Annotated in this window: 22 protein-coding genes and 1 riboswitch; of the genes, 9 read left to right on the top strand and 13 right to left on the bottom strand. The window is 72.3% G+C overall.

Annotated elements, in window-relative coordinates:
• The first annotated feature begins 232 nt into the window (after nucleotides 1-232).
• The 5 genes from AUV08_RS04610 to AUV08_RS04630 are packed head-to-tail and all read left to right on the top strand — an operon-like array spanning nucleotide 233 to nucleotide 8,270.
• The gene (locus AUV08_RS04610; RefSeq protein ID WP_061867659.1) at nucleotides 233-3,499 is read left to right on the top strand and encodes a type I restriction endonuclease subunit R; all 3,267 of its coding nucleotides are present in this window, start codon (nucleotides 233-235) and stop codon (nucleotides 3,497-3,499) included.
• 1 nt (nucleotide 3,500) lies between these two features.
• A complete protein-coding gene (locus AUV08_RS04615; RefSeq protein ID WP_060775113.1) occupies nucleotides 3,501-4,427 on the top strand; it encodes a GIY-YIG nuclease family protein in 927 nt (308 codons plus the stop codon).
• A complete protein-coding gene (locus tag AUV08_RS04620; protein WP_060775112.1) occupies nucleotides 4,427-5,968 on the top strand; it encodes a DUF262 domain-containing protein in 1,542 nt (513 codons plus the stop codon). Before AUV08_RS04615 ends, AUV08_RS04620 begins: the two co-directional genes overlap by 1 nt.
• Nucleotides 5,958-8,015 (top strand): DUF262 domain-containing protein, encoded by a 2,058-nt coding sequence (locus tag AUV08_RS04625; protein ID WP_060775111.1) that lies wholly within the window; start codon nucleotides 5,958-5,960, stop codon nucleotides 8,013-8,015. Before AUV08_RS04620 ends, AUV08_RS04625 begins: the two co-directional genes overlap by 11 nt.
• 45 nt (nucleotides 8,016-8,060) lie before the next feature.
• Nucleotides 8,061-8,270, top strand: coding sequence for a hypothetical protein (locus AUV08_RS04630; RefSeq protein WP_002857973.1), 210 nt, complete (start codon nucleotides 8,061-8,063; stop codon nucleotides 8,268-8,270).
• Nucleotides 8,271-8,371: 101 nt separating this feature from the next.
• On the opposite strand, the gene AUV08_RS04635 is transcribed toward AUV08_RS04630, so the two are convergent.
• Nucleotides 8,372-9,172 (bottom strand): enoyl-CoA hydratase/isomerase family protein, encoded by an 801-nt coding sequence (locus AUV08_RS04635; RefSeq protein WP_060775110.1) that lies wholly within the window; start codon nucleotides 9,170-9,172, stop codon nucleotides 8,372-8,374.
• A gap of 21 nt (nucleotides 9,173-9,193) precedes the next feature.
• On the opposite strand from AUV08_RS04635, the gene AUV08_RS12300 reads away from it, so the two are divergent.
• Nucleotides 9,194-9,322 (top strand): hypothetical protein, encoded by a 129-nt coding sequence (locus AUV08_RS12300; RefSeq protein WP_255351296.1) that lies wholly within the window; start codon nucleotides 9,194-9,196, stop codon nucleotides 9,320-9,322.
• 9 nt (nucleotides 9,323-9,331) lie between these two features.
• On the opposite strand, the gene AUV08_RS04640 is transcribed toward AUV08_RS12300, so the two are convergent.
• Complete coding sequence (locus AUV08_RS04640; RefSeq protein ID WP_002857975.1) at nucleotides 9,332-9,874, bottom strand: MarR family winged helix-turn-helix transcriptional regulator; 543 nt, start codon at nucleotides 9,872-9,874, stop codon at nucleotides 9,332-9,334.
• Between the two features lie 132 nt (nucleotides 9,875-10,006).
• Between AUV08_RS04640 and AUV08_RS04645 the strand changes: the two genes are divergently transcribed.
• The gene (locus AUV08_RS04645; protein WP_044658809.1) at nucleotides 10,007-10,393 is read left to right on the top strand and encodes a hypothetical protein; all 387 of its coding nucleotides are present in this window, start codon (nucleotides 10,007-10,009) and stop codon (nucleotides 10,391-10,393) included.
• A gap of 9 nt (nucleotides 10,394-10,402) precedes the next feature.
• On the opposite strand, the gene AUV08_RS04650 is transcribed toward AUV08_RS04645, so the two are convergent.
• Genes AUV08_RS04650 through AUV08_RS04660 form a run of 3 tightly spaced genes read right to left on the bottom strand, consistent with a single transcriptional unit; the run spans nucleotide 10,403 to nucleotide 14,369 of the window.
• Nucleotides 10,403-11,605, bottom strand: coding sequence for an acyl-CoA dehydrogenase family protein (locus tag AUV08_RS04650; RefSeq protein ID WP_036384913.1), 1,203 nt, complete (start codon nucleotides 11,603-11,605; stop codon nucleotides 10,403-10,405).
• Complete coding sequence (locus AUV08_RS04655; RefSeq protein WP_061867660.1) at nucleotides 11,602-13,200, bottom strand: fatty acyl-CoA synthetase; 1,599 nt, start codon at nucleotides 13,198-13,200, stop codon at nucleotides 11,602-11,604. The genes AUV08_RS04650 and AUV08_RS04655 overlap by 4 nt, the downstream gene beginning before the upstream one ends.
• A 20-nt stretch (nucleotides 13,201-13,220) precedes the next feature.
• A complete protein-coding gene (locus AUV08_RS04660; protein WP_036384911.1) occupies nucleotides 13,221-14,369 on the bottom strand; it encodes an acetyl-CoA C-acetyltransferase in 1,149 nt (382 codons plus the stop codon).
• Between the two features lie 266 nt (nucleotides 14,370-14,635).
• Between AUV08_RS04660 and AUV08_RS04665 the strand changes: the two genes are divergently transcribed.
• Nucleotides 14,636-14,890: a DUF6480 family protein gene (locus AUV08_RS04665; RefSeq protein WP_036384910.1), complete on the top strand. Its 255-nt coding sequence runs from the start codon at nucleotides 14,636-14,638 to the stop codon at nucleotides 14,888-14,890.
• Between the two features lie 138 nt (nucleotides 14,891-15,028).
• Here AUV08_RS04665 and AUV08_RS04670 read toward each other — a convergent pair whose 3' ends face one another.
• From AUV08_RS04670 to AUV08_RS04700, 7 genes are all read right to left on the bottom strand, one after another.
• Nucleotides 15,029-15,424 (bottom strand): hypothetical protein, encoded by a 396-nt coding sequence (locus AUV08_RS04670; protein WP_036384909.1) that lies wholly within the window; start codon nucleotides 15,422-15,424, stop codon nucleotides 15,029-15,031.
• A 189-nt stretch (nucleotides 15,425-15,613) separates the two neighbouring features.
• Nucleotides 15,614-17,056: a sodium:alanine symporter family protein gene (locus AUV08_RS04675; RefSeq protein ID WP_061867661.1), complete on the bottom strand. Its 1,443-nt coding sequence runs from the start codon at nucleotides 17,054-17,056 to the stop codon at nucleotides 15,614-15,616.
• 60 nt (nucleotides 17,057-17,116) lie between these two features.
• A complete protein-coding gene (locus tag AUV08_RS04680) occupies nucleotides 17,117-18,472 on the bottom strand; it encodes an RNase H family protein (protein ID WP_061867662.1) in 1,356 nt (451 codons plus the stop codon).
• Nucleotides 18,473-18,678: 206 nt separating this feature from the next.
• Nucleotides 18,679-19,185 (bottom strand): TetR family transcriptional regulator, encoded by a 507-nt coding sequence (locus tag AUV08_RS04685; protein WP_002857997.1) that lies wholly within the window; start codon nucleotides 19,183-19,185, stop codon nucleotides 18,679-18,681.
• Complete coding sequence (locus AUV08_RS04690) at nucleotides 19,182-19,883, bottom strand: ABC transporter ATP-binding protein (protein WP_036383834.1); 702 nt, start codon at nucleotides 19,881-19,883, stop codon at nucleotides 19,182-19,184. Before AUV08_RS04690 ends, AUV08_RS04685 begins: the two co-directional genes overlap by 4 nt.
• Nucleotides 19,883-21,613: an iron ABC transporter permease gene (locus AUV08_RS04695; RefSeq protein ID WP_036383832.1), complete on the bottom strand. Its 1,731-nt coding sequence runs from the start codon at nucleotides 21,611-21,613 to the stop codon at nucleotides 19,883-19,885. Before AUV08_RS04695 ends, AUV08_RS04690 begins: the two co-directional genes overlap by 1 nt.
• Entirely contained in the window at nucleotides 21,613-22,680 is a 1,068-nt protein-coding gene (locus tag AUV08_RS04700) for a thiamine ABC transporter substrate binding subunit (protein ID WP_036383830.1), read from the bottom strand. Before AUV08_RS04700 ends, AUV08_RS04695 begins: the two co-directional genes overlap by 1 nt.
• A 70-nt stretch (nucleotides 22,681-22,750) precedes the next feature.
• Nucleotides 22,751-22,856: riboswitch (TPP riboswitch) on the bottom strand.
• A 46-nt stretch (nucleotides 22,857-22,902) separates the two neighbouring features.
• Between AUV08_RS04700 and AUV08_RS04705 the strand changes: the two genes are divergently transcribed.
• Nucleotides 22,903-24,189 carry an AI-2E family transporter gene (locus AUV08_RS04705; protein ID WP_036383828.1) on the top strand — a complete coding sequence of 429 codons (1,287 nt, stop codon included), beginning with the start codon at nucleotides 22,903-22,905 and terminating at the stop codon, nucleotides 24,187-24,189.
• Here the strand turns inward: AUV08_RS04705 and AUV08_RS04710 are convergent.
• Nucleotides 24,155-25,204, bottom strand: coding sequence for an agmatine deiminase family protein (locus tag AUV08_RS04710; RefSeq protein WP_061867663.1), 1,050 nt, complete (start codon nucleotides 25,202-25,204; stop codon nucleotides 24,155-24,157). The two genes, AUV08_RS04705 and AUV08_RS04710, sit on opposite strands and share 35 nt — an antisense overlap.
• Nucleotides 25,205-25,229 lie beyond the last annotated feature (25 nt).

Here is a 25,229-nt window from a genome sequence, read left to right on the forward strand (position 1 = left end):
CGAGGGCTCGCCTGGGTTCTTCTCGTCGATCATGGTCATGATTCTTACCGTTCCTCTCGGTACGGCTTACACAGACCATCTGACACGCCCACCTCGACCACGAGACCGCAAAGATCGACGCGCTCATCGCCAAGGCCGAACGCTTCATCGAGCTCGCCCAGGAGCGCCGGGCCGCGCTGATCACTGCCGCCGTCACCGGCCAGATCGAGATCCCCACGGAGGACTGACCGCCATGGCCATCCACAACGAGAGCGAGCTCGAGACCTGCATCTGCGAGTACCTGGAGCAGCACGGCTGGCTCTACTCGCCCAACGATGCCGGCTACGACCGCAAGAACGCGATCTTCCCCGAGGACGTCCACGCCTGGCTGGCCGAGAACCAGCCGGAGGACTACGGGCGCATCGTGAAGGCCGATGCCCCGGCCTCCGCCCAGCAGGCACAGCGGGACCAGATCACCACCCGCCTGATCGACGTGCTGAACAAGCCGCAGGACACCGGCGTCGGCGGCACCCTCAACGTGCTCCGCAAGGGCTTCAAGGTCGGCACCTCCGCCACCCTGCGCATGGCCGAGCCGCGGCCGGCCACGAACCTGAACCCGGCCGCTGTCGCCTCCTACGAGCGCATGCGGCTGCGCGTGATGCGTCAGGTGCACTTCAACCCGGCCACCAACCAGTCCGTAGACCTGGTGCTGTTCGTCAACGGCCTGCCCGTGGCGACGATCGAGCTGAAGACCGACTCCACCCAGTCCATCGGCCACGCGAAGAAGCAGTACCGCGAGCGCAACCCCAAGGCCACGCCACTGTTCCGGTTCGGCACCCGCGCCGTGGTCCACTTCGCCGTCTCCAACCGCGAGGTCTGGATGACCACCAAGCTGGCCGAGAAGGACACCTTCTTCCTGCCCTTCAACCAAGGCGACGACGGCCACGCCGGCAACCCGCTCAACCCGAACGGCGGTTCCTCCACCTCCTATCTGTGGGAACGGATTCTCCAGCGGGACACCTGGCTCGAGATCCTCCAGAAGTTCGTCTTCCTTAAGAAGGAGACCGTGGAGGACGAGTACGGCCGCTCGCGCCGGGAGTCCACGCTGATCTTCCCGCGCTTCCACCAGTGGGAGGCCGTCACCACGATGCTCGCCGCCGTCCGCGAGGAGGGCGCCGGGAAGTCCTACCTGATCGAGCACTCCGCGGGCTCCGGCAAGACCAACACCATCGCCTGGACCGCCCACCGGCTGCTCTCCACCTACGGGGCGGACGAGCAGCGGGTGTTCGACTCGGTCATCGTGGTCACCGACCGCACCGTGCTGGACGACCAGCTTCAGGAGGCCGTCCGGCAGATCGAGCGGACCTCCGGCACCGTGGTGGCCGTGGACCGCAAGAACCTCGGGGGAGAGGCCACCAGCAAGTCCGCCCTGGTGAAGCAGACGCTGCTGCAGGGCAACCGGATCATCGTGGTGACGCTGCAGACCTTCCCCGCCGTGCTCGAGCTCCTCAAAGGTGACTCGACGCTCGCCGGCCGCACCTACGCGGTGATCGCGGACGAGGCGCACTCCTCCCAGACCGGCTCCGCCGCAGCCAAACTCAAGCGTGTGCTCACCCCGGAAGAGCAGGCCGACCTCGAAGACGGCGGAGAGGCGGACACCGAGTCCATCCTCGCCGCCGAGGTCGCCGCCACCGGACGCCCGCAGAACATCAGTTTCTTCGCCTTCACCGCCACTCCGAAGGACAAGACCCTGCAGATGTTCGGCCGCCCCTCCGGCGAGTACGACGAGAAGGGCCGGGAGATCCCGGCCTCCTTCCACCGGTACACCATGCAGCAGGCCATCGAGGAGGAGTTCATCCTCGACGTGCTGAAGAACTTCACCAACTACGACACCGCCTTCAAGCTGGCCCTGGCCGGACAGAAGGGCGAGTTCCGTCCGGAAGGCGACCGGGCCGCCGTCGGGAATCCGACCACCGAAGTGGACCAGACCGAGGCGAGCAAGAAGCTCATGCGGTGGGTCAAGCTGCACCCGACGAACATCGCGCAGAAGGTCAAGATCATCGTGGAGCACTTCCGCGCCAACGTGGCCGGACTGCTGGACGGGCAGGCCAAGGCCATGGTGGTCACCGACTCCCGCGCCGCCGCCGTCCGGTACAAGCGCCAGATGGACCAGTACATCCAAGACATGGGGTACACGGACGTGGGCACCCTGGTGGCCTTCTCCGGCGAGATCACCGACGACGACTTCGGGCTCGAGAAGGTCACCGAACGGTCCATGAACCCGTCCGTGACCGGCGACCTGGCGAAGGCGTTCGACGGGGACGGCTACCAGGTGATGATCGTGGCCAACAAGTACCAGACCGGCTTCGACCAGCCGAAGCTCTGTGCCCTGTACGTGGACAAGAAGCTCTCCGGCGTGCTGGCCGTGCAGACGCTGTCGCGGCTGAACCGCGCGGCGCCGGGCAAGGACACCACCTACGTGCTGGACTTCGTGAACTCCGAAGACGACATCCAGGCTGCCTTCGAGCCGTACTACGCGGGCGCGACGCTGGAGACGGTGACGGACCCGAACCTGATCCATGACCTGGGGACGAAGCTCGACGCCGCGGGTGTGTACGACTGGGACGAGGTCGACGCGTTCGCCGAGGTGTGGGTCGCGTGGAAGCCGGGGAGCGGGCAGGAGGGCCTACAGGCTGCGCTGGAGCCCGTGGCATACCGGTTCCGCAAGGAGCTGGCGCATGCGCGGATGAACCAGGATGAGACGCGCGTGAACGAGCTCGTGCTGGTGCGCAAGGACATGCGGTCCTTCGTCAGCCTCTACGACTTCCTCTCCCAGATCTACGAGTTCGGGGACACCGAGCACTACAAGCGGGCGCTGTTCCTGCGGCACCTGGTGCAGCTCGTGGGCGATCAGCCCGGCGGTGAGGAGCTGATCGACCTGAGCGATGTGCAGCTGGTGAGCATCCGGCAGAAGAAGACGTCCTCGGGCGACATCGGGTTGACCGGTGGGACCGCGCTGAAGGGGACGACCGCTGTGGGAGGCGGGCAGGTGCGTGAGAAGCAGCGCGGGCCGTTGGAGGAAGTGATCGAGAAGATCAACGAGATCTTCGCTGGTGAAGGCGTGGATGCCTCCCCGTCCCAGCAGGAGGCGTGGGTCAGTGCCCTCGTGGCGCCGCTCATGGAGGACGAGAAGCTGCTGGGGCAGGCCGGTGCGAACTCGCTGGAGCAGTTCCTCGCGAGCCCGAACCTGGAACGGTCGGCGATGGGCGCCGTGTACGCGAACGAGGACGCCTTCGCGAAGATGACGGACATCGTGGGCAGGGGCGGGGACCCGTCCAAGATGATCGTCGCTGCCATCGGGGAGTACCTGTACTGGAAGGTGCGAGGCGAGGGGACTGGGCCGGTGGACGTTGCTCATGGACAGTCCGCCGTTTTCGCTGACGAAACGGCCCCTTCGCAGGGCACTTCGGTCGATGAGAGGGCGAGCGCGACACCGTCGCGCGTCCGGAAGGGGAACTGAGATGGCACATCCCAAGACACTGCAGGTCTTCCTGATGGACGGTGCACCCACCGGTCGACTGAAGTGCACCCTCGACAACTGGACGGGCCTCGTCTATGTGGTGCCACGCACCAGCCTCAACGCGGACGGACACCCCGAGGCGTTCGAAGGCACCGGTGTGTACCTGCTGCTGGGGCAGGACGCCGATTCCGGCGACGACGTCGTCTACGTCGGCCAGGCTGTCGGGCGGGCCAACGGCAACGGCATGGTAGGCAGGATCCGGGAGCACGTCCGGAAAGAGGCGCACGACTTCTGGAACCGGGCCATTCTCCTCTCCACCCTCGGGGACACCTTCGGCCCCACGGAGGTGACCTACCTGGAGCACTACTTCCACCAGGCTGCATCCACGGCCGGGCGCTTCACCGTGGACAACGCGGTGGCGCCCTCCCAGGGCAACGTCACGGAGGAGAAGAAGGCGGAGCTGGAGGAGTACGCCGACAAGGCCAAGATCCTGATCAGCGCCCTGGGGCATCGCGTCTTCGAGAGCGCTGACGGCTCACATGCCGTGGTCGCGGCGGGCCGGGCCACCCAGGCGCCCGGGTCGGTGCCGGAGCGCACCCTGTTCACCATGACGGTCAACGGCGTGAGTGCGCAGGGGCACCCGACGCCGGACGGGTTCGTTGTCCTGCGGGGCAGCGGCCTCATGGAGGGGCTGCGGCCCAGCGCGCCCGCGGGTGTCCGGGCGAGCCGCGAGCGCTTTGCCGGCCACATCGGCGCTGATGGGGTCCTGATCGAGGACGTCTCCTTCACCAGCTCCTCGGCCGCGGCCGGATTCGTGGCCGGCGGGAGCATGAGCGGGCCGTCCTCATGGCGGGCGCCGGATGGGCACACCCTCGGCGAGGTCGAGGCCGCCTCGGCTAAGACGGGACCCATGGAAGACGACGCCTGATGGAGATGCACTCGACCGCCGCGGATGCCGCCGTCGACCATCTGCGGGGTGCCCAGAGCGACGCCCAAGGACCGGGGACGGGGCACTCCGGGTCGTTGACCGCGAACGTCATGACCGTCGCGGATGCACTGCGGGACCCTCGTCTCCGTATCCCCGTGTACCAGCGGCCCTATACGTGGTCCACGAAGAACGCTGTGCAGCTGATCGACGACATCCGTCGATTCCGCAGCGCGGCGTCCTACCGGATCGGCACCATGATCGTGCACGCCGAGGACGGCTGGCTGGACATCGTCGACGGCCAGCAGCGGTACATGACCTTCGCGCTGATCGCGCTCGCACTGCAGGAGGTCCTGGGCGACACCGCCGAGCGCGCCGAGCGCCAGCGTGCGGCCCTGGACAGTGCGGCGACCATCGAGCTGCCGCCGGGCCGCCGGGACGTGTCGGAGCGCCACGTGGTCGAGAACCACCGCCTCATCCTGCAGACATTCCGGTCCTGGGACAGCACCGAGGTCGAGGACTTCGCGGACTACTTCCTGGACCGTTGCACGCTGGTGCGCCTGATCGTCAGCGACCTCGACGCGGCCTTCCAGATGTTCGACTCGCAGAACACCCGCGGCCGGGCACTCCTGCCCACCGACCTACTGAAGGCCTACCACCTCCGCGCCTATGGTGAAGCCACATCGGACCGGGCGGCGATCCTCGCGGCCGTGCGGGAGTGGGAAGCCACCCCGCCGGTCGAGATCCACCATCTCTTCTCACGTCTGCTCTATCCGATCCTCCGCTGGAGCGCCGGTGAGTCCCTGCCGCGCGACGGCTTCACCGCGTCCCGGATCGGAGCGTTCAAGGGGATCTCCGCTGGGCCGACGGGCCTCGGCCGACTGCCCTGGGCGCGCGGGCTTCTCATGGCCAAGGCCCACGTGGACGACTACAACGGGCGAAACGCCGCGCTGATCGCGCACGGTGCCCTTCCTCCGCTGGAGTTCCCGTTCCAGCTGACCCAGCCTGTCACCGACGGCGAGATGTTCTTCCGCCTGGTGTATCACTACACCCGGCTCGCGAGGGCCCTCGGCGTCTCCGCGACGGACGCGGAGCAGACCGCCGGGGACGACGCCCGTCGTGGGAGGGAGAACAGGCGATTCCAGACGATCACCCGGCTCGTCCGGGCCGCCGGCACCGGCGCTGGCTACCGCTACACACAGGAGCTCTACGGAGCGCTGCTGCTGGCCTACGCAGACCGGTTCGGCGACCACGACATCGAGCGCGCCGCTCTCGTGCTCGCACGGCATGCCTTCGCATTGAGAACGCGGTTGACGCGGGTCTACCCGCGCTCCGTGGAACTTCACGCGCTGGGCCAGCACGGGGCGCCGGACCTGGAGGACCGGGTCAACCTGTTCCGCCTGATGAGGAGCAGCCTGGACCCCGCCGCCGTCACCGGGCGCGTGGCGGCCCTCCCCGGGCCGTACGTGGACGAGGCCTCCCCGGTGGAGCGTCTCTACTCGGACACGCCCTGGGACACGGAGGAAGCCCACGATGCAGACTGAGAAGCACGCGCCTGAGGCGCTGACGATCGAGGAGGTCTTCACCGCCGCCCGGCACTACCGGGTGCCGGTCTACCAACGGGCCTACGCCTGGACGCAGGTCGAGATCGCGACACTCCTCGCGGACGTGCGCCGCGCTCGCCTCCGCTCGGAGAAGCCGGATACGCAGGGAGCCTCGTCCGACTACTACCTCGGCTCGCTGGTGGTGAACCGAGCCACGACTCCTGAGGGCGTGCCGATCGACGAGGTGGTCGACGGGCAGCAGCGCCTGACCACGCTGACGGTGCTGGCGGCCGTCGCGGAGCGTGTCATCCGTGCCGGTGTCCTCGACCCCCGGACGTTGGCCGTCCTGGATTACGAAGGGCGCCCCGAGGCCGGGGAGGACCTCGCGACCCTCCGCCGTCGGGGCGCCCCCGCCGGGACGTCATTCCAGGTGGACGCCATCGGGGTGGCCGTCGAGACGATCGCTGCGGCCTGCCGGCGGGCCATGGACCGGCAAACCCCGGCAGACGATCAGGAGGTGATGTTCGACGGCGACGACCTCGCGTACCTCTGGAAGCATGTCCGGTTGCTGCGCACCGAACTTCCGAAGGGCACGGACCTCAACCACTATTTCGAGGTGATGAACACCCGCGGTGAGCAGCTCGCCAAGCACGAGATCCTGAAGGCCACATTGATGCGGCCTCTCGAGGACGCCACGGACCGGAAGGTGTTCGCGCACGTCTGGGACGCCTGCGCCGTTCTGGACCGCCACATCCAGCTCCAGTTCTCGACGGAACGGCCGAAGGGTGGCGGTGAGGCGGCAAGAGACGCCGTCTTCGGCGGGTCCTGGTCGGCCCTCCTCACCCGGGATTTCGCGTCGCTGCGGGCAGCTCTCGCGCCGAGCCAGACCGCGACGGCGTCGGGCGCCCGCACCATCATTGAGGCTCTGCTGGCCGCCGGGCAGACCGCCGTGGAGTCCGGGCCCCCGTCCGACCAACGCCAGGACGACGCCGATACCGGCGCCTACGGGACCATCGTCGACTTCCCGAACTTGCTGCTGCATGTGCTGCGCGTGATGCAGGAGAAGGGTGAGGGGGCCGAGCCCGGCCTGCCGCGGTGGGGCCAGGACTCAACGGGGGCCGTGCGGCTCGAGGACGGCTCCCTGCTGGAGCAGTTCGCCCAGCACGGCCATGGCGACGCGGCCTGGTCTCAGCGTTTCCTCGTGACGCTGCTCCGCATGCGCCTTCTGCTGGATACCTATGTGATCAGGACTCTGGCGACGACGGGAACACAGGCGGACGAGGAGAACTGGGTGCTCAGCCGAGCTCAGAAGCTCGAGACTGAGGCCGGCGAGCGCTCTCCGCGCCGACGGCTGGGTGTGAAGAACACCTTCCGGGATCAGCAGGTCCAGGACGCCGTCCGGAACCTTCAGGCCATGTTCCAGGTCACCGACACGCGCCGCACATCCAAGTACTTCCTGTACCGCATCCTGCGATGGCTGGATGCGCAGCCGGTGGACGGTGTGGACGGCGTGGCGTTTCAGCTCATGCTGGAAGATCTGGCGCGAGAGCGCCTCCGTGCCTATGAGGCGGACAAGACCTGGGATGCCGGCGTCAACGTCCCCAACTTCGTCTTCAACGCCCTGGACTACATCCTCTGGGACGCCGGCCGGACATCGCCCATGGAACGGGAACATCTGCGGGAGCCCCTCAGCGATGTCGAACAGGAGGTGCTCCGCCGGCGCGCCGACGCCTTCCGGTTCCGGTACCGAACCTCGGTGGAGCACTTCTACCCCGTGGTTCCGGGTGAGGAGCAGGAGGCCTTGACCGCGGAGGACGTCAACCGTTTCGGGAACCTGTGCATCATGGGCCGACGCGAGAACTCCCAGCGGAACAACCTGATGCCCGTCTCGAAGGTGAAGCAGTACTCCTCGGACGAGCAGAGCCTCAAGTTCCAGCTCATGGCCGGCATCCTTCACGCCGAGGGCGACTGGGACGTCCCCCAGATCAAGGAGCACGGGAACAGCATGCGGCGGGTGATCCAAGAGTGGCAGGGCAAGCGGCCCTGACACCTCGGGACGATCTGGCCTCAGGGCCCCCGTTACGCTCGCCCCATGAAGATCGGTCTCCGCAAGCCCAGCCTGAAGAAGTCCATCAAGGCCCGCACCACGGGCCGCGCCAAGCGTGCGATCAAGCGCAAGGTCATCCCCGGCTACGGCCGCAAGGGGATGGGCTGGCTGCGCGATCCGAAGCGCGCCGCCTACAACGCCGTCTACCGGCGCACCACGGTCGGCCTGGGCGACGTCCTGAAGATGTTCAAGTGACCTCCACGCCCTCGCGGACCTGACCGGGGTCGGCCCGGTGGAGGAGCGCCGCCGGCCCGGCCCGCCGGCCTGCGCCGCCGGCCCGGGCCGCCGCCCACCCCTCACCGGCCCGCGAACGCCTCCACCCGCCGCACGGCCTCCAGGTGCTCGGACGCCGCCGCGATCGACGCCGCCTCCTGCCGCACGTGTGCACGCAGCGCCTCGACGTCGGCCCCGCGCGCCAGCGCCTTCGTCGGCCCATAGGTGTGCGCCGGACCGGCCACCAGCTCGTCCTCGAGCTCCGCCAGACGCGCCGCGAACGCGTCGCCGGCCACCGCCTCGGTCGCCAGGCCCCACTCCACGGCCTCGGTCCCGGTCAGGCGCCGACCGCCGAGCAACAGCTGCGTCGCGCGCACCTGCCCCAGCACCCGCGGCAGCCAGTAGGACACGCCCGTGTCCGGTGTCATCCCGAGCGCGGAGAACGCCGTCACCAGCTGCGCGTCCTCGCGCACCAGCACGACGTCGCCGCCCAGCAGGAGCCCGAGCCCCGCCCCGGCGGCCGTCCCATTGACGCCGGCCAGCACCAGCAGGCGAGAGCCTGTGAGCGCCACCGCGACCTCGCCCGCCGCCTCGCCGAGCTCCTGGATCATCGCGCGCCGCTCCGGCCCGGCAGGCGCGGCAGCCATGGCCTGGACGTCCCCGCCGCCGCAGAAGATCCGCCCGGCGCCGGTCAGCGTGAGCACGTGCACGGACTCGTCCGCCTCGGCCGCGGCGATCGCCGCGAGCACCTCGCGCGCCATCGTCAGTCCGAGCGCGTTGCCCTTCGCGGGCCGGTTCAGCGTCAGCCGCACGACGCCGGGCCGCGTCTCGACGAGGACGGCGGGGGCGTCGTCGGAGGAAGAAGGGGTGGGTGCGGTGCTCATGTCAGCTCCTGGGGTTGGCGGGTGCGGTGCACGGGTGCCGGCCGCGAGGACGGCCGGCCGGGCATGGGGTGGGTGCGCGATCCGAAGCGCGCCGCCTACAACGCGGTCTACAAGCGCACCACGTTCAGCGTCTGGGACCTGTTCCGCTGAGTCTGTTCCTCACGCGGGCTGGTCCGCCTCGTCCTCGTCATGCTCCTCCACGCTGCGGATCAGGGCCCGCAGGAACGCGGCCGCGCCGGCGAGCTCGGCCGGGGTGAGGCCCTCCACCGCGGCGAGCATACTGCGGTGCATGGCGCCCAGGGTGGCGCGGACCTCGTGGTCCGTCTTGGCCGTCGGTTCCACCACCACGGATCGGCGGTCCTGTGGGTGGGGCGCCCGTCGGGCGTAGCCGTCTCGGACCAGTCGGTCCACCAGGGCGCTGGCGGAGGCCGGGGTGATCTCCAGGGCGCTGGCCAGATCCCGCTGACGGACCTTGTGGCCGCGTCGGTCGGCCCGCAGCAGGTAACGCAGGGCTGACAGGTGGGTCTCTCCCATCCCCATGCTGTCCCGGGTGCGGGCGCGCATGCGCCGTTCGGCCTCCCGGTAGCGTCGCAGCAGGTTGAGCACGTCCACGGGTTCGATCTCGCGGGCGCCGCGGGTGTACCAGTAGCCCGACGTCGGTTCGCCATCCGTGCTGGTCAGCGTGGTGTGCTCCTCACCCATGCGCTCTTGAACCTCCCTGTTCACGTCACCCCGAAAATTTGGTTAGTCTTCCTAACGCATAGTTAGACTAACATTTTCCAGGTCACGGCGATCTCTGTGAGGGGGCGCCCGGGCCGCGGCGAGAGGAATGTCATGACAGCAACGCTGGAGGCCCCCCAGGCCATGGGGCGGACCCTGTCCGCCGTCCCGCCCGTCCTCGAGTCCCCGGCGCCGCAGCCCGCCGCCTTCCGTCAGCGCTGCGCCCTCCTGGCCATGAGTGCCGCGCGGGCCGTCACCGTGTTCCCCGAGGTCGCTGAGGCCAGGTTCGCCATCACCGGCACCCCCTCCGCCCCCGCGCTGGAGGTGGACTGCATCCTGCGGGACGGAGAGGACACCGCGGCGGTCATCGAGACCATCACGGTGCACCTCGTCGAGGACCTCGAGGAGCTGCTCGGCGCACGGTTCCACGAACGTCGGCTGGAGCTGGTCGTGGACCGCAGCCTGCCCCGGGTGGGCGTGGGAGTCGTCTCCGCGCCCTGAGGGAGGCGCTCACGCGAACGCGCTCATCCCGGTCAGGTCCCGGCCGAGGATCAGCGCCTGCACGGACTCGGTGCCCTCGTAGGTGTGCAGGGCCTCGACGTCGGCGAAGTGCCGCATCACCCGGTGCTCTAGGAGGATGCCGTTGCCGCCGAGCATGTCCCGGGCGATCTGCGCCACCCGCCGCGCACCCCGGGTGCAGGCGTACTTCAGCAGGGAGGCCTGCTCGTCACGCAGCCGCCCGGCCGCCTGCAGGCGGGCCACGGCCACGCAGCGGGTCTGCATCGCGGTCACCTCGTCCAGCATCTGCGCGAGCCGTTCCTGCACCATCTGGTGCGCTCCCAGCGGCTTGCCGAACTGCTCGCGCTGCCGGGCGTAGGCGAGCGCGGCCTCGAACATGGCGGTCGCGTGGCCCAGCGCGGACCAGCCCACGTTCACGCGGGTGGCCACCAGCACGCGCGCGGCGTCCTTGAACGTCGCCACGCCCGGCAGCCGCGCGTCGTCGCCGACCCGCACGTCGGTCAGCGTGATCTCGGCCTGGTGGATCGCCCGCAGCGCGCCCTTGCCCGTGATCACCTCGGCCTCGTAGCCGGGCGTGGACTGCTCCACCACGAACCCCTTGACCTGCCCGTCCTCGGTGTCCCGCGCCCACACGATCGTGATGCCCCCGGTGGCCCCGTTGCCGATCCACTTCTTGGCGCCGTTCAGAACCCAGCCGCCGGCGCCGTCGGGCCGCGCGGACGTCTCGAGGGACACCGAGTCCGAGCCGTGCAGCGGCTCTGTGAGCGCGAACCCGCCCGGCAGCGTGCCGCGCGCCACCGGCTCGAGGTACCGCTCCTTCTGCTCCGGGCTCGCGCAGTGCACCAGGGCGCGCAGCACGAGCCCGCCCTGCACCGCCGCCGCGGCCGCCATCGACCCGTCCGCCCGGGAGATCTCCATCGCCACCAGACCCGCCGCCAACGGCGACATCACCGCGTGCCCCGGCACCTCCAGCCCATCGGTGAGCAGGTCCAGCTCGCCCGCCCGCGCCACCAGGTCCAACGGGTACTCCGCCCGGTCCCAGTGCCCGTCGATCCGCTCGAGCACCTCCCGGCCGTAGGCGCGGGCGCGGTCCCAGTGCGCGCGGTCCTCGTCCGTGGCCTCCCCGAACGCGTCCAGGTAGTCGACGTCCAGGGGCGTGACGACGTCGTAGGTCGGCTTCTGCGTGCGCGTCACCGGGCCTCCTGCGTCCGCTCGGCGCGCAGCGCGCGCTTGAGCAGCTTGCCCGACTGGTTCCGCGGCAGCTCCGCCACGAAGTCCACGCGCTTGGGCACCTTGAAGCCCGCCAGCCGCTCCTTCACGTGGGCGCGCACGGTCTCCGCGGTCAGCTCCGCGCCCTCCTTGAGCACGACGACGGCGGTCACCGCCTCGATCCAGCGCTCGTCCGGCAGGCCGATGACGGCGACCTCGGCCACCTCGTCGAGTTCGTAGATCGCGTCCTCGACCTCGCGCGGGGCGACCAGCACGCCGCCCGTGTTGATGACGTCCTTGATGCGGTCCACCACCTGGATGTAGCCGGCCGCGTCCTGGGTGACCTGGTCGCCGGAGCGGAACCAGCCGTCGTCGGTGAACGCGTCCGCGGTGGCATCCGGCCGGTTCCAGTAGCCGGAGAGCAGCTGCGGCGAGCGGTACTGGATCTCGCCGGGCTCGCCGGGCGCGGCGGGGGCGCCGTCGGCCGTCATCACCCGCGCCTCCACGTGGAACACGGGGCGGCCGCACGAGGCCGGCCGCGCGTCGTGCTCCTCGGGGCGCAGCACCGTGCACAGCGGGCCCAGCTCGGACTGGCCGAAGCAGTTGTAGAAGCCGATGCCCGGCTGGCTCTGGCGCAGGCGCTGCAGCACGGTCACCGGCATGATCGAGGCCCCGTACTGTGCCTTGCGCAGCGAGGAGAGGTCGCGCGTGGCCAGGTCCGGATGGTTCGCCAGCGGCACCCAGACGGTGGGCGCCAGGAACAGGGAGCCGATGTGCTCGGTCTCCACGAGCTCGAGCATCCGGGGGATGTCCGGGGCGGGCAGCAGGCGCACCGTGGCGCCGAGGCTCAGGTAGGGGAGCAGGAACACGTGCATCGCGGCCGAGTGGTACAGCGGCATGGCCACCAGGGGCCGGTCCTCGGCCGTGAAGTCCAGCGCGATGATCGAGGAGAGGTACTCCGCCACGAGCGCCCGGTGGGACATCATGGCGCCCTTGGGGGTGGAGGTGGTGCCGGAGGTGTAGAGCAGCTGGGCCAGGTCGGTGGCCGACACCTCCGCCTCCGGGGCGGCGGCGTCCAGCGTCTCGTCCCGGGCGGTCTGAAGCACGGAGGGCTCGGCGTGGCCCGCGGGGAGCATGGTCCACACGTGCCGCAGCGCCGACGCACGGCCCTCGGCCCGGACCTGGTCGACCCGCTCGAGCATGCCGGCGTCGGCCACGAGCAGCTCCGCGCTGGAGTCCTCGAGGGCGTGGGCGAGCTCGCCGCCCTTGAGCGCGAAGTTCACGGGCACGTGCACGTAGCCGGCCGTGACGCAGGCGAGGAAGAGCAGCGCGTAGGCGTCCGAGTTGGTGGCGTAGGCGGCCACCCGGGTGCCGGCCGGCAGGCCGGTGTCCTGGAGGCGGCGGGCCACGCGGTGCGCTCCGTCCCGGAGCTGGGCGTAGGTCCAGTCGCGGTCCTCGAAGCGCAGGGCGACGGCCTGCGGGGAGCGGGCGACCGCGCGCGCGAACACGCGGCCGATCGTGTCCTCCGGGGCGGGGGAGAGGTGGCCGGCGTCGGTGGGGTGGGTGATCTGGTCTGGCATGGGAACCTCCGGGGGATGGGTCAGAGACGTTCGATCACGGTGACGTTGGCCTGGCCGCCGCCCTCGCACATGGTCTGCAGGCCGTAGCGGCCGCCGCTGCGCTCGAGCTCGTGCAGCAGGGAGGTCATCAGGCGGGCGCCGGTGGCGCCGATGGGGTGGCCCAGGGCGATCGCCCCGCCGTTGACGTTGACCTTCCCCGGGTCCGCGCCGGTCTCGGTCAGCCAGGCCAGCACGACGGCGGCGAACGCCTCGTTGATCTCCACGAGGTCCATGTCGTCGATGGTCAGGCCCATGCGGTCGAGCGCGTACGCCGTCGCCGGGATCGGGGCGGAGAGCATCATGACGGGGTCCGCGCCGCGCGCGGAGATGTGGTGGATGCGTGCACGCGGGGTGAGGCCGTGACGACGCACCGCCTCCTCGGAGGCGAGCAGGAGGGCGGCCGCGCCGTCGGACATCTGGGACGCGGTGGCTGCCGTGTGCAGCCCGCCGGGGACGATCGGGTCGAGCGAGGCGATCTTCGCGGCGTCCGGGGTGCGCGGCCCCTCGTCCGCGGTGAGGCCGGCGAGGGGGATGATCTCGCGGTCGAAGCGACCGTCGGCCTGGGCGGCGAGCGCGCGCTCGTGGGAGCGCACCGCGAACTCCTCGAGGGTGTCCCGGTCCAGGTTCCAGTGCCGGGCCATCATCTCGGCCCCGCGGAACTGGGAGATCTCCTCGTCCCCGTAGCGGGCGGCCCAGGACTCGGAGCCGGTGAACGGGTCGGGGAAGCCGAAGTCGGCGGCCGCGCTGTTGGACCGGGAGAGCGGGATCGCGCTCATGGACTGCACGCCGCCGGCGACGACGAGGTCCGCCGTCCCGCTCATGACGGCCTGCGCGGCGTAGTGGACCGCCTGTTGGCCGGAGCCGCACTGGCGTTCGACCGTGGTGCCGGGGACGTCCTCGGAGAGCCCGGCCGCGAGCCAGGCGTTGCGCGCCACGTCCATGGCCTGCGGGCCGAGCTGGTCGATGCAGCCGAGGATGACCTCGTCGTACTCGGCCGAGTCGATGTCCTGGCGGGCGACGAGCTCGCGCAGCGGCGCGGCCGCCAGATCGAGGGGATGCACGCCGGCGAGCCCCTTCCCTCGGCGACCCACGGGGGTGCGGACGGCGTCGATGATGTAGGCCTCGGGCATGGGGACTCCTCCGGACGGCGGGGACGTGACGCCGATCACGCTATTGCTTGGACGTCCAACGATCAAGAGTGTGACGGGATCCGTCGGGGCGGCGTGGGCGTCGCGGAGGGCGCCGTTTCGGCCACGAAAGCGGCTCGGGGCGCGCCGTTTCGGCCACGAAAGCGCTGGGGCGGGCGTCGCCTCGCCCTGGTCAGGACCCCCTGCCCCGGGCCTACCGTGAGGGCCAGCGGCGCGCACCCGTGCCGCCGAGACGAGAGGAGCCGGCCATGGCCACCCCGCACACCCCCGACCCCCAGGACGCCCGGCGCGCACGCGAGGCGACGGACGAGACCTCCGGCGTCGCATTCGACGGCGACACGCCCCCAGCCGAGGGTGCAGGCGTCGGCCCGGACAACCCGGGCATGGACGTGGAGCAGACCGGCGAGCGCTCGGCCGGCAAGATCGTGCTCGGGCTGATCATCGCCCTCGTGGCCATCGGCGTCCTGGTGTTCATCCTGGGCCGCGTCGCCGGCCTCGGCTGAGCCGCGGCGCAGACGCCTCGAGCACGCCACCGGCCCACCACGACCACGGGGCGGGCACCGATCCGTCGGTGCCCGCCCCGTGGTCGTGTCCGCTCCGCGGTGATGCCGTTCAGCGGCGACTCCGCGCCCGCGCAGCGGTCAGAAGCCGCCGCCCACGGTCCGGCGGCCGCCCGCCGCGCGTCGGCCGACGGCGCCGCCCCGGCCGCGGGAGGCGAGGGCCCCGCCGAGCAGCCCGCCCAGCAGGCCGGTGCCGAGGCCGCCCGTGGACCGGGCCGAGGGCCCGAAGCCGCCGCGGTACGCACCGGAGCTGCGCCCGCGCGTCGTGCCCCCGGCGCCGCGGCGCGAGAGCTCACGCAGCGCCAGACCGCCGAGCGTGCCCAGGAGGGCACCGCCCAGGCCGCTGGACCGGCGTCCCTGAGCGCGGCCCTGCCGGCCGAAGCCGGGGGACCGGCCGACGTGCGCACCGATGGTGGGCCGGCTGGAGCGGCGGCCGCCGCCGCCGAGAGTGCGGGTGATGCTGGAGAGGATGCCCATGTGTCCTCCTCGGACGTCGTGCCGGCCGCTCGGGCGTGGCCGGTCGGGTGCGCCTCAACCTAGGCGCCGACCCCCGCGCGGTGTCCAGACCGGGCCTCCTCACGCATCGAGGCGGGATATCCACCCCACGGCCGCCCGCGGCAGCCGGATGGGGTCGATATCCCGCCTCGAAACGCGCGGGCGGGGGCGTCAGTCCTGGAGCGGGGAGGTCTTCGGCTCGTCCCGCCAGAGGGCCACGTTCCGCGCCTCGGGCAGGTCGGAGATGTGGAAGCCCGGATCCATGCCCGCCTTGAGCTTGCGCTCGTAGTCCCGGAGCAGCTTCACGGCCAGCCCGCCGAGCGGGATGATCGCCACGAGGTTGATGGTCGCCATGAGGGCCGCGAACGTGTCCGCGAGGTTCCACACCAGCGCCACGGAGCCGAGCGCGCCGCCGACCACGCACACCAGCACGAGCACGCGGAACACGGTGATGGCCGGGCCCGCGTGGCGGCCGGCCAGGTACCGGATGTTGGCCTCGCCGTAGTAGGTGTTGCCCAGCACGGAGGACCAGGCCAGGAAGAAGATGATGACGGTCAGCGCCGGGCCGGCCCACGCGCCCACGGCCTGCTGGAGCGCACCCTGGGTCACCTGCATGCCGAGCGCCTCCCCGCGTCCGTAGGCCGGGTTGGAGAGCAGGATGACGAACGCGGTGGCCGAGCACACGATCAGGGTGTCGAAGTAGACGCCCAGGGACTGCACGAAGCCCTGCTTGGCCGGGTGGGAGACGGCCGCGGTGGCGGCGGCGTTCGGGGCGGAGCCCATGCCGGCCTCGTTGGAGAACATGCCGCGGCGCACGCCCTGCATCACCATCGTCATGCCGACGGCGGCGCCCGCGACCTCGCGCAGGCCGAAGGCGTGGCCCACGATCAGCGCGATCATGCCCGGGACCTCGGTGATGTTGACGACCATCACGATCAGGGCCAGGAAGATGTAGAACGTGGCCATCACGGGGACCAGCACGTTGGTCACGGCCGAGAGCCGGCGCACGCCGCCGAAGATCACGAGGCCGGTGAGGGCGGCCAGGCCCAGGCCCACGATCCACGCGGTGGTGGAGGACGCGCCCCAGTTGGCCTGCACGGACTCGGAGATCGAGTTGGACTGCACGGCGTTGAACACGAAGCCGTAGGTCACGGTGATGGCGACGGCGAACACGGCCGCCAGCCACTTCGCGCCCAGACCGTCGCGGATGTAGTACGCGGGCCCGCCGAAGTAGCCGTCCGCGCCCTTCTGCTTGTACAGCTGGGCCAGCGTGGACTCGACGAACGCGGTGGCGCCGCCGATGATCGCCAGCAGCCACATCCAGAACACGGCGCCCGGGCCGCCGATCACGATCGCGATCGCCACGCCGGCCACGTTGCCGGTGCCCACGCGCGAGGCCGCCGAGATGGTGAAGGCGCGGAACGGGCTCACGCCGTCGTTCTCGAACCCGGTCTGGGACTTGGCCGTCACCGACCGGAGCATCTCCGGGAGCATGCGCACCTGCACGCCCACGGTCCGGATGGTGAACCACACCCCGGCCACGAAGAGCAGCGCCATCACGACGTACCAGTACTTGTCGTTGAAGGCGGTGACGGCCGCTGTGATCTGTTCCACTGTCGCTTCCACAGCCCCACCCTAGAGGCTGGGACGGAGGACGCGGAATCGGGGCCGGGGTCAGCCGGCGGCGGCGTCGTCCTCGACGCGGAGCTGGATCAGCTGCCCCAGCCGCTCGGGCAGGTCCCCCTCGGGGGTGCCGACGCTGGCATGGCGGGCGGCGGCCCGGGCGAGGTCGTCGGCGAGTTCGTTGCCGTGCACCCCCACGTGGCCCTTGACCCACGTGGTGTCCACCTGGACGTCCGCGGCCTGCGCCAGGTCGACGGCGGCCAGCAGGCGCCGCAGAGTGCGGCGGATGCGCTCGCCCCGGGCGCCACCGAGGGTGAGCCGCTCACGGCGGGCGGCGTTGAGCAGGGCCAGCGCGGCGCGCGAGTCCGAGTGGATGGTGACCCGGCCGCCGGGGGTGCCCGCCCACGCGCAGATCACGTGCCCCAGCACGAGCGCCTCCAGTTCCACCTCGAGCGGCATCGTGGCCCCGGCCACGGCCTGCACGGCCCACATGCTCGGCCCGGCGACGGCGGCCGCCCCGCCGATGCGGGAGCCGCGCAGCACGGAGCCGTCCACGTACACGTCCGTCACGTCCGCCTCGTCCGCGAACGTGAGGCCGTGGGTCACCCCGGGCAGGTTGCGGCGCAGGAAGCGGTCCGTGCGGCGGCGGGAGAGGAAGACGCCGGAGGAGCGGCGCAGCGCGTCCTCCTCCTCCTGGGCGGCCTCGATGGCCTCGAGCGGGATCCGGGCCGCACCCGTCTGGGCGACCGTCTCCGGGTCCACGTCCGGCAGCAGGTAGCTGGAGCGCTGCGTGCCCACGGGGGACTCGTCGAGCCGGTAGGAGACCACGCGTGTGTCCACGGGGGCGAGGACCTCGAGCAGGGCGAGCAGCTCGGCGTCCCGGTCCGAGCGCAGCCGCACGATCACCGGGCGCTTCGGCGGCAGGTCGACGGTGACGGTGGACCAGAAGGCGCTCAGATGCGCCGTGCCGACCATCCCGGTGTAGACGTGGCCGCGGACGTCGTCGCCGAGCTCGCGCAGCTCGAGCTCGCGGGCCACGTAGACGATGCCCCCCGTCGTCGGGTGCAGGTCCAGGCGGAGGGCGGGGCCGTGGTCCACGCCGGGCAGCATGGCCAGCGGGCTGGCCACCACGCGGACGCCGTCCCGGCGGATCCGGGTGCGCGGCGGGGCGGGGCGGGGGACGACGGGGCCGGTGCGCGTGAGGTCGACGCCGTTCCGGTCCCGCGGGGTGCCCCGAGGTCGGCGGGCACGGACCACGCGCAGCGGGCGGTGCTGCTCCTCCGCCTTGGCGCCCGGGCCACGGAAGTCCCAGCCCACGTCGACGAGCGCCGCGGGGTGCGCGGCCTCGACGTCGTGATGCAGCGTCCGGTCCACGACCGTCCGCGGGTGGTTGATCCGTGCTCCCATGGCTTCGCCGGCTGTGTCGAAGGGGGCCGCGCCGGAACTGTGAGCCGGGTCCGGCGGGCCATGCTGGTCCTGCGGCGGTCGGGCGGGATCGCCCTGAACGAAGGGGACGACCCGTCCCGACCTGTCCTCCCGACCTTACCGAGCGCACCTGTGAGGAGGCAGGTCTCCTCTCCTCGGCCTCCCGCGCGGCGGCGCCGGACGGGGGCTCAGAGCGGGTCCGTGCGGTGCCGCTGCACGTCCGGGCCGGTCGGCACGCCGAGCGCCTGCGCCTGCGCGCGCTGCTGCCGCAGGGACACGGTGCCCAGCAGCAGCGCCAGGGCCCGCTCCCCGTCCTCCGGGGTGTCCGCCGCCTCGGTGAGCAGACGGTGCAGGCCGAGGCCGCCCAGCCCGAGCGCGAGGGCGGAGAGCACCACGTCCGCCCCGTCCCGGTGCCGCAGCAGGGCGGCCTCCGCGGCCTCGGCGCGGCCCGCCAGGTCCGTGACGCGGCGGGCGCGCACGGTCTCCTCCGCCTCGGCGACGATCCGGTCCGCCACCCGCGCCAGCAGCGACTGCTTGTCCGGCACGTGCCAGTACAGCGCGGAGGCCTGCACGCCCAGCACCCCGGCCACGCGCCGCATGGACAGGTCGCCCATGCCGAAGTCCTGCAGGATCCCGACGGCGGCGTCCACCACGTCCTGGGCGGTCAGCCGGGGGCGGGGTGCGGGCGGGGTCATGCCTGAGAGGCTACCGCCGGGTCGTCCTCCTCCGCCGCGATGCGTCCGCCCGCACCCAGGCGCACGGTGCGGTCGGCCATCACGGCGGCCTCCGCGAGGTCGTGGGTGACGACGACGCCGGTCGTCCCCGCCGCCCGCAGCACCGTCCGGATGTCCTCGGCCAGGCGCCGGCGCAGGTCCGCGTCGAGCGCGGACAGCGGCTCGTCCAGCAGGAGCACCCGCGGGGCCGGGGCCAGCGACCGGGCCAGCGCCACGCGCTGGGCCTGCCCGCCGGAGAGCCGCTGCACGGGCCGGTCCGTGAGCTCGGTCAGGCCCACCAGGTCCAGCAGCTCGGCCACGCGTGCCCGCCGCCGGGCCCGGTCCCAGCCGGCGGACTCGAGACCGTACGCCACGTTCCGGCCCACGGTCCGGTGCGGGAACAGCTGCCCGTCCTGGAACACCATCCCCACGCCCCGGCGGTGCGTCGGCACCGCGGCCACGTCCCGCCCGTCGAGCTCCACCGTGCCCGCCACGACGTCCTCGAGCCCGGCGATCCCGCGCAGGATGGTGGACTTGCCCGAGCCGGAGGCGCCCACGAGCGCCACGATCTCCCCGGCGGCCACGTCCAGGTCCGTCCCCCGCACGGGGGTGGAGCCGTCCGGGTAGCGGATCGCCACGTCCCGCAGCCGGAGGGAGGCCCCCGTCGTCGTCGGCGTCATCAGAGACCTCCCGCCCCGGCCGGGCCCCGGGGGCGCAGCCGCTCGCACACCAGCATGATCCCGGCGCTCAGCACGGCCAGCACCGTGGCCGCCGCGAGCGCCATCCCGTAGTTGTCCGCGCCCGGCCGGCCCAGCAGCCGGGCGATCAGCACCGGCAGGGTGGGCGCGGACGGGCTCGCCAGGAAGCTCGTGGCCCCGAACTCGCCCAGGGACACCGCGAAGGCGAAGCCCGCGGCCACGCCCACGCCGCGGGCGAGGAACGGGCCGTCCACCGTGGCCAGCACCCGCCACGGGCCCGCCCCGAGGGTGCGCGCGGCCTCCCGCAGCCGCGGATCCACCGCCGCGAGCACGGGCACGAGCGCCCGCACCGCGAGCGGCAGCGCCACCACCGCCTGGGCCAGCGGCACGAGCACGCCCGAGGCCGCCAGCTCCGGGAACGCGGCCCGCAGGGACACGACGAAGCCGAAGCCCACGGTCACCGCGGACACCCCGAGCGGCAGGAGCAGGGCGCCGTCGAGGGCCCGCTGGGCCGCCAGCGCCGCGCGTGAGCGGAAGGGCCGGGTCAGCAGCAGGGCCAGCGGCACGGCCACCACGAGCGTCACGAGCGTGGCGTCCACGGCCACCCGCAGGGACTGTTCGAGCGCCTGGGCCGGCGTCGACCCGCCCACGAACCCGCTGCCCGCGCTCGTCGCCAGCAGCCGGTAGTTGCCCAGCCCCCAGCCGTGGCGGGTGTGGAAGGAGCGCACCACGAGCGTGAGGATCGGCGCCACCACGAGCGCCACCACCGCGAGCATCACGGCCACCGGGACCGCGTCCGCGCGCGTGAGCCGGGCCGGCGGCGTCTCCCGCAGCCGCAGTGCCCGCTGGGTGCGCGCCGCCGTCACGCCGGAGACCACGACGGCGGCCAGCACCACCGCGAACTGCAGCACGGAGAACACCGCCGCGGTCCGCAGGTCCAGGTAGACGGAGGTCTGCACCCAGATCTCCGACTCGAGCGTGCCGTAGCCGGGCCGGCCGAGCGTCTGGACGATGCCGAACGCGGACGCGCAGAACAGGAACACCAGCGCCGCGCTCGTGGCGATCGCCGGGGCGAGCTGGGGCAGCGTCACGGTGCGGAACGCCCGCCACGGCGAGGCGCCCAGGGTGCGGGCGGCCTCGGTCTGGCGCGGGTCCAGCGCGTTCCACAGCGCGCCCACCTGGCGCACCACCACGGACACGTTGAAGAAGACCATGGCCAGCACGACGGCGGTGGTCGTCTGGTCCAGCCCGGTGAAGCCCAGCGGTCCGCCGGGGGCGAGCAGGGCGCGGAACGCGACGCCGACCACCACCGTGGGCAGCACGAACGGCACGAGCACGAGGGCGCGGAGCACGGCCCGCCCCGGGATGCGACGCCGGTGCAGCACGAACGCGGTCGGCAGGCCGAGCGCCACCGAGACCACCGTGCCGGCGGCGGCCATGCCGAGCGTCTGGCCGAGGATGCGCCACGTGCGCTCGCGGGCGAGGGTCTCCCCGAAGGCGGTGAGGTCCACGGCGCCGGTGAACGCGTCGGCGTCGCCGCCGATCCCGCGCCAGAGCATGGCCGCCACGGGCCACGCGAAGAAGACGAGCAGGAAGGCGACCGGCAGGACGGCGGCCACCAGCCACCACGGGCCGAGCCCGTCCCCCCGGCCGCGGGCCCGCCGGCGCGGCAGGTCCGTGCCGGGGGCCGCGACCTCGGTGAGTGCGGACATCAGCGCCGGGAGGCCTCGGACAGGGCGGTCCACTCCTTCAGCAGGTCCTCGCGGCGCTCGTCGATGCGGGCGGGGTCCGGGGTGATGGCGTCCTCGACGAGCGGTGCGTTCTGCGCCCACTCCTCGGGCAGCTGCACCGACTCGTCGATCGGGTACATGTACATCGACTCGGGCAGGGCGGACTGGACGTCCTCGGTGAGCATGAAGTCCACGAACGCCTGCGCGCCCTCGGGGTTCTTCGCGCCCTCGAGCACGCCGGCGTACTCGACCTGCGGGGTGCAGGAGTCCTCGATCACCTCGGTCTCGGGGGCGAACGCGGGGGAGGAGGAGTAGGAGAGCACCACCGGGAACCGACCCTTGCCCTCGCCGCCGGAGAAGTCCGAGTTGTAGGCGTCGGACCAGCTGTCGGCGACCTTGCCGCCGTTCTCCATCAGGCCCTGCCACCAGTCCTGCCAGCCGTCGTCGCCGTACTTCTCCGTGGTGGCCGCGAGCAGCGCCAGGCCGGGGGAGGAGGCCACGGGGGAGGTGGCGACCGTCAGCTTCGCGTACTCGGGGTCGTCGAGCTGGTCGATCGAGGTGGGGGCCTCGACGTCGTGGGCGGTGAACCACGCCGGATCCGTGTTGAAGCACACCTGGCCCTGGTCCACCGGGGTCATGCGGTCCTCCACCATCCGGTCCTGCGCGGAGGCGGGCAGGTCCTTCGGGGTGTAGGCGGCGACGACGCCCTCGCGGACGAGACGGTGCGCCGAGTGGTCCTCCACGCCATAGACGCCGTCCACGGTGGGCTCGTCCTTGGCCAGCAGGAGCTGGTTCACCACGCTGCCGGCGTCGCCGGGGGCCGTGGTCTTCAGGGTGTAGCCGGACTCCTGCTCGAACTTCTGGACGAGCTCCTCGGGCAGGTTGAACGAGTCGTGCGTCATGATCGTCACGGTCGTCGACTCGCCGCCGCCGGCCCCGGAGACGGACGACGACGCCCCGTCGCCGGACGAGCCGGACACCGAACAGCCGGTGAGGGCGAGGGCGGCCACCGAGAGGGCGGCGAGGGCGCGGTGCGGGATGCGGGACATGGCGGTTCTCCTCTGTCTGGGACGGCAGAGGGGCCGGGACGAGGTCGCCACCGGAATCCCGGGACGACGTCGACCGGGAGACTCGACTTCCTTCGCCGGTGCGGACCGGAGCAGGTTCGAGGGTCTGCGGCGGACCGCACTCTCAGCGCCGCGCGGGCGCTCCCCTGTCGATGTGGACTGGTCCCGACCCTACCCCGTCCGGCCCGCGCATAGACTGCCCGCGTGAGCGCCGCACAGCCCCCGGGGGTGACCCCGCAGCCCGCCTGGTCCAGTCCCGCCTCCGACTGGGACATCCGCCGCCCCCACCGCATGTGGCCGCGCATGCTGGTGATCGTCCTGACGCTCGCGGGTCTGGTGCTGGTGGTGCAGTTCTTCCAGGGGATCGCCTCCATCGCGGCGCCCGTGTTCCTGGGGCTGAACCTCGTGATCGTGGCCTACCCCCTGCAGGCCTGGCTCATCCGCCGGGGCCTGCACCCCGTGCTCGGCGCCACCACCACCGTCCTGCTGATCGTCGCGGTGATGGGCGTGTTCGGGGGCATGATGGTGTGGTCCGGCCTCGAGATGGTGGCGGAGCTGCCGAAGTACGCGGACCGCTTCCAGCAGATCGTCCTGGACGTCTCGCACTGGCTCAGTGAGCGCGGCGTGACCCCGGACATGGTGTCCCAGCAGCTGGCCTCGATCGACATGAGCACCGTGACCGGGACGGCCGTCAGCGCCATCACGAAGATCGCCACGAACGTCTACGCCGTCTTCGGCCTGCTCGTCACCGTGATCATGGGCATGTTCTTCCTCGCGATGGACTCGATGGACGTCGAACGCCGCGTCCGCCTGCTCAGCACCGCCCGCCACGAGTTCGGCCACGCCCTGGTCGAGTTCGCCCAGGGCGTGCGCCGCTACTGGGTGGTCACCACGGTGTTCGGCCTGATCGTGGCGGTGCTGGACGTGATCGCCCTCCTGCTGATCGGCGTCCCGCTCGCGCTCGTGTGGGGCGTGCTCAGCTTCCTCACCAACTACATCCCGAACATCGGCTTCATCATCGGCCTGCTGCCGCCGGCCGTCCTGGGCCTGGCGGCGGGCGGCTGGTCCGACTTCCTGTGGGTGGTGGTCAGCTACTCGGTGCTGAACTTCGTGCTGCAGTCCGTGATCCAGCCCAAGGTGGCCGGCGACGCGATCGGCGTGATCCCCACCGTCAGCTTCCTCTCCCTGCTCTTCTGGGCCTGGGTCCTCGGGCCGCTCGGCGCGATCCTCGCGCTGCCCTGCACGCTGCTGGCCAAGGCCGTGCTGATCGACGCCGACCCGAACGCCCGCTGGATCAACGCGCTCATCGCCTCCGACCTGAAGGGCATGGAGCGCCGTCAGTCCTCGCTCCTGGAACGGCTGCGCCCGGCGGCCTGGCGGTCCGACGCGCACGGGAAGGACGAGGACCGCGCCCCGGCGGACGGCGGCGACGACGACGGCCCCGCGGCGGACGAGGTCACGGGCGGGGCTGGAGCAGCACCAGGTCGTTGAGCGCGCCGGCCAGCCGCAGCAGCGGCGGGGCGGGGAACGACAGCTGGGGCAGCCCCGGGTGCAGCGCCGCGCACGCGGCGGCCGCGGCCTCCTCACCCGCGGCGTCCTCGAACGCCGGCCGCAGCACCGCCGCGCCCAGCGGCAGCGTGTCCAGGAGGGAGCGGGGGCCCCGCTCGGCCGGGTCGTACGCGGCGGGCTGCGCCGCCCCGGTCACCGTGCGCACGCGCAGGGGCCGGCCGGCGGCGTCGTCGGCGCCCTGCAGGAAGCGCAGCGCCGCCGCGGCGTAGGGGTGCTCGGGGTGGAACCGGTCGCCGCGCCAGTGCACGGCGGCCTCGCCGTCGCCCCGCAGCCGCACCCACGAGGCCAGGTGGCCGGGCCCGCCCCACGGCCCGGTGTCCGGCCGCGGTGCCGGCGGCAGCCACAGCACCCGGGTGATCCCCAGGAGGGCGGCGAACTCGGCGGCCACCTGGCCGGGGGTCCACGCGCCGTTGATCCGTCCGTCCAGCACGGGGTCCGCGGCCACCACGGCCGTCCCCTCGCCGTCGGTCACCCAGGCCCCGCGCGGGGCGCACAGCAGGGGGGTGAGCAGCGGCAGTCCCGCCGCCTCCGCCACGGCCGTCGCGGCCGCGCCGTCGAGGGGCCCGGTCCCGGTCAGGCCCGCGGCGCTGCGCCAGGCGACGGCGGCCAGGCCCTCGGGGCGGCGGATGAAGCTCGGCCCGGTGCGGCCCAGCAGCGGTGAGCCCACGGGCGCGCGCAGCAGGTCCACCTCCGGGGGCACCAGCCGCGCCGCCCCGGCGTCGCGCGGGTGGGCGAGCACGGTGACCGGCAGGACGGCGGCGAGCGTCTCGGCCAGGCCCACGACGGCGTCCCGCGTCTCCTCCAGCAGCGTCGGCACCGGGTGGCGGTGGGGCAGGACGAGCCAGGCCCGCTCGGGCGGGTCCTCGGGTCCGGGCACGGGCACGACGACGTCCCGGCGCTCCCGCGCGTCGGTGGGGGCGGGGTCGGCGGCGGCCATGGCGGACGGGCTCCTGGGAAGACGG

This window comes from Micrococcus sp. CH7 (assembly GCF_001595485.1).
GTDB lineage: Bacteria > Actinomycetota > Actinomycetes > Actinomycetales > Micrococcaceae > Micrococcus > Micrococcus luteus.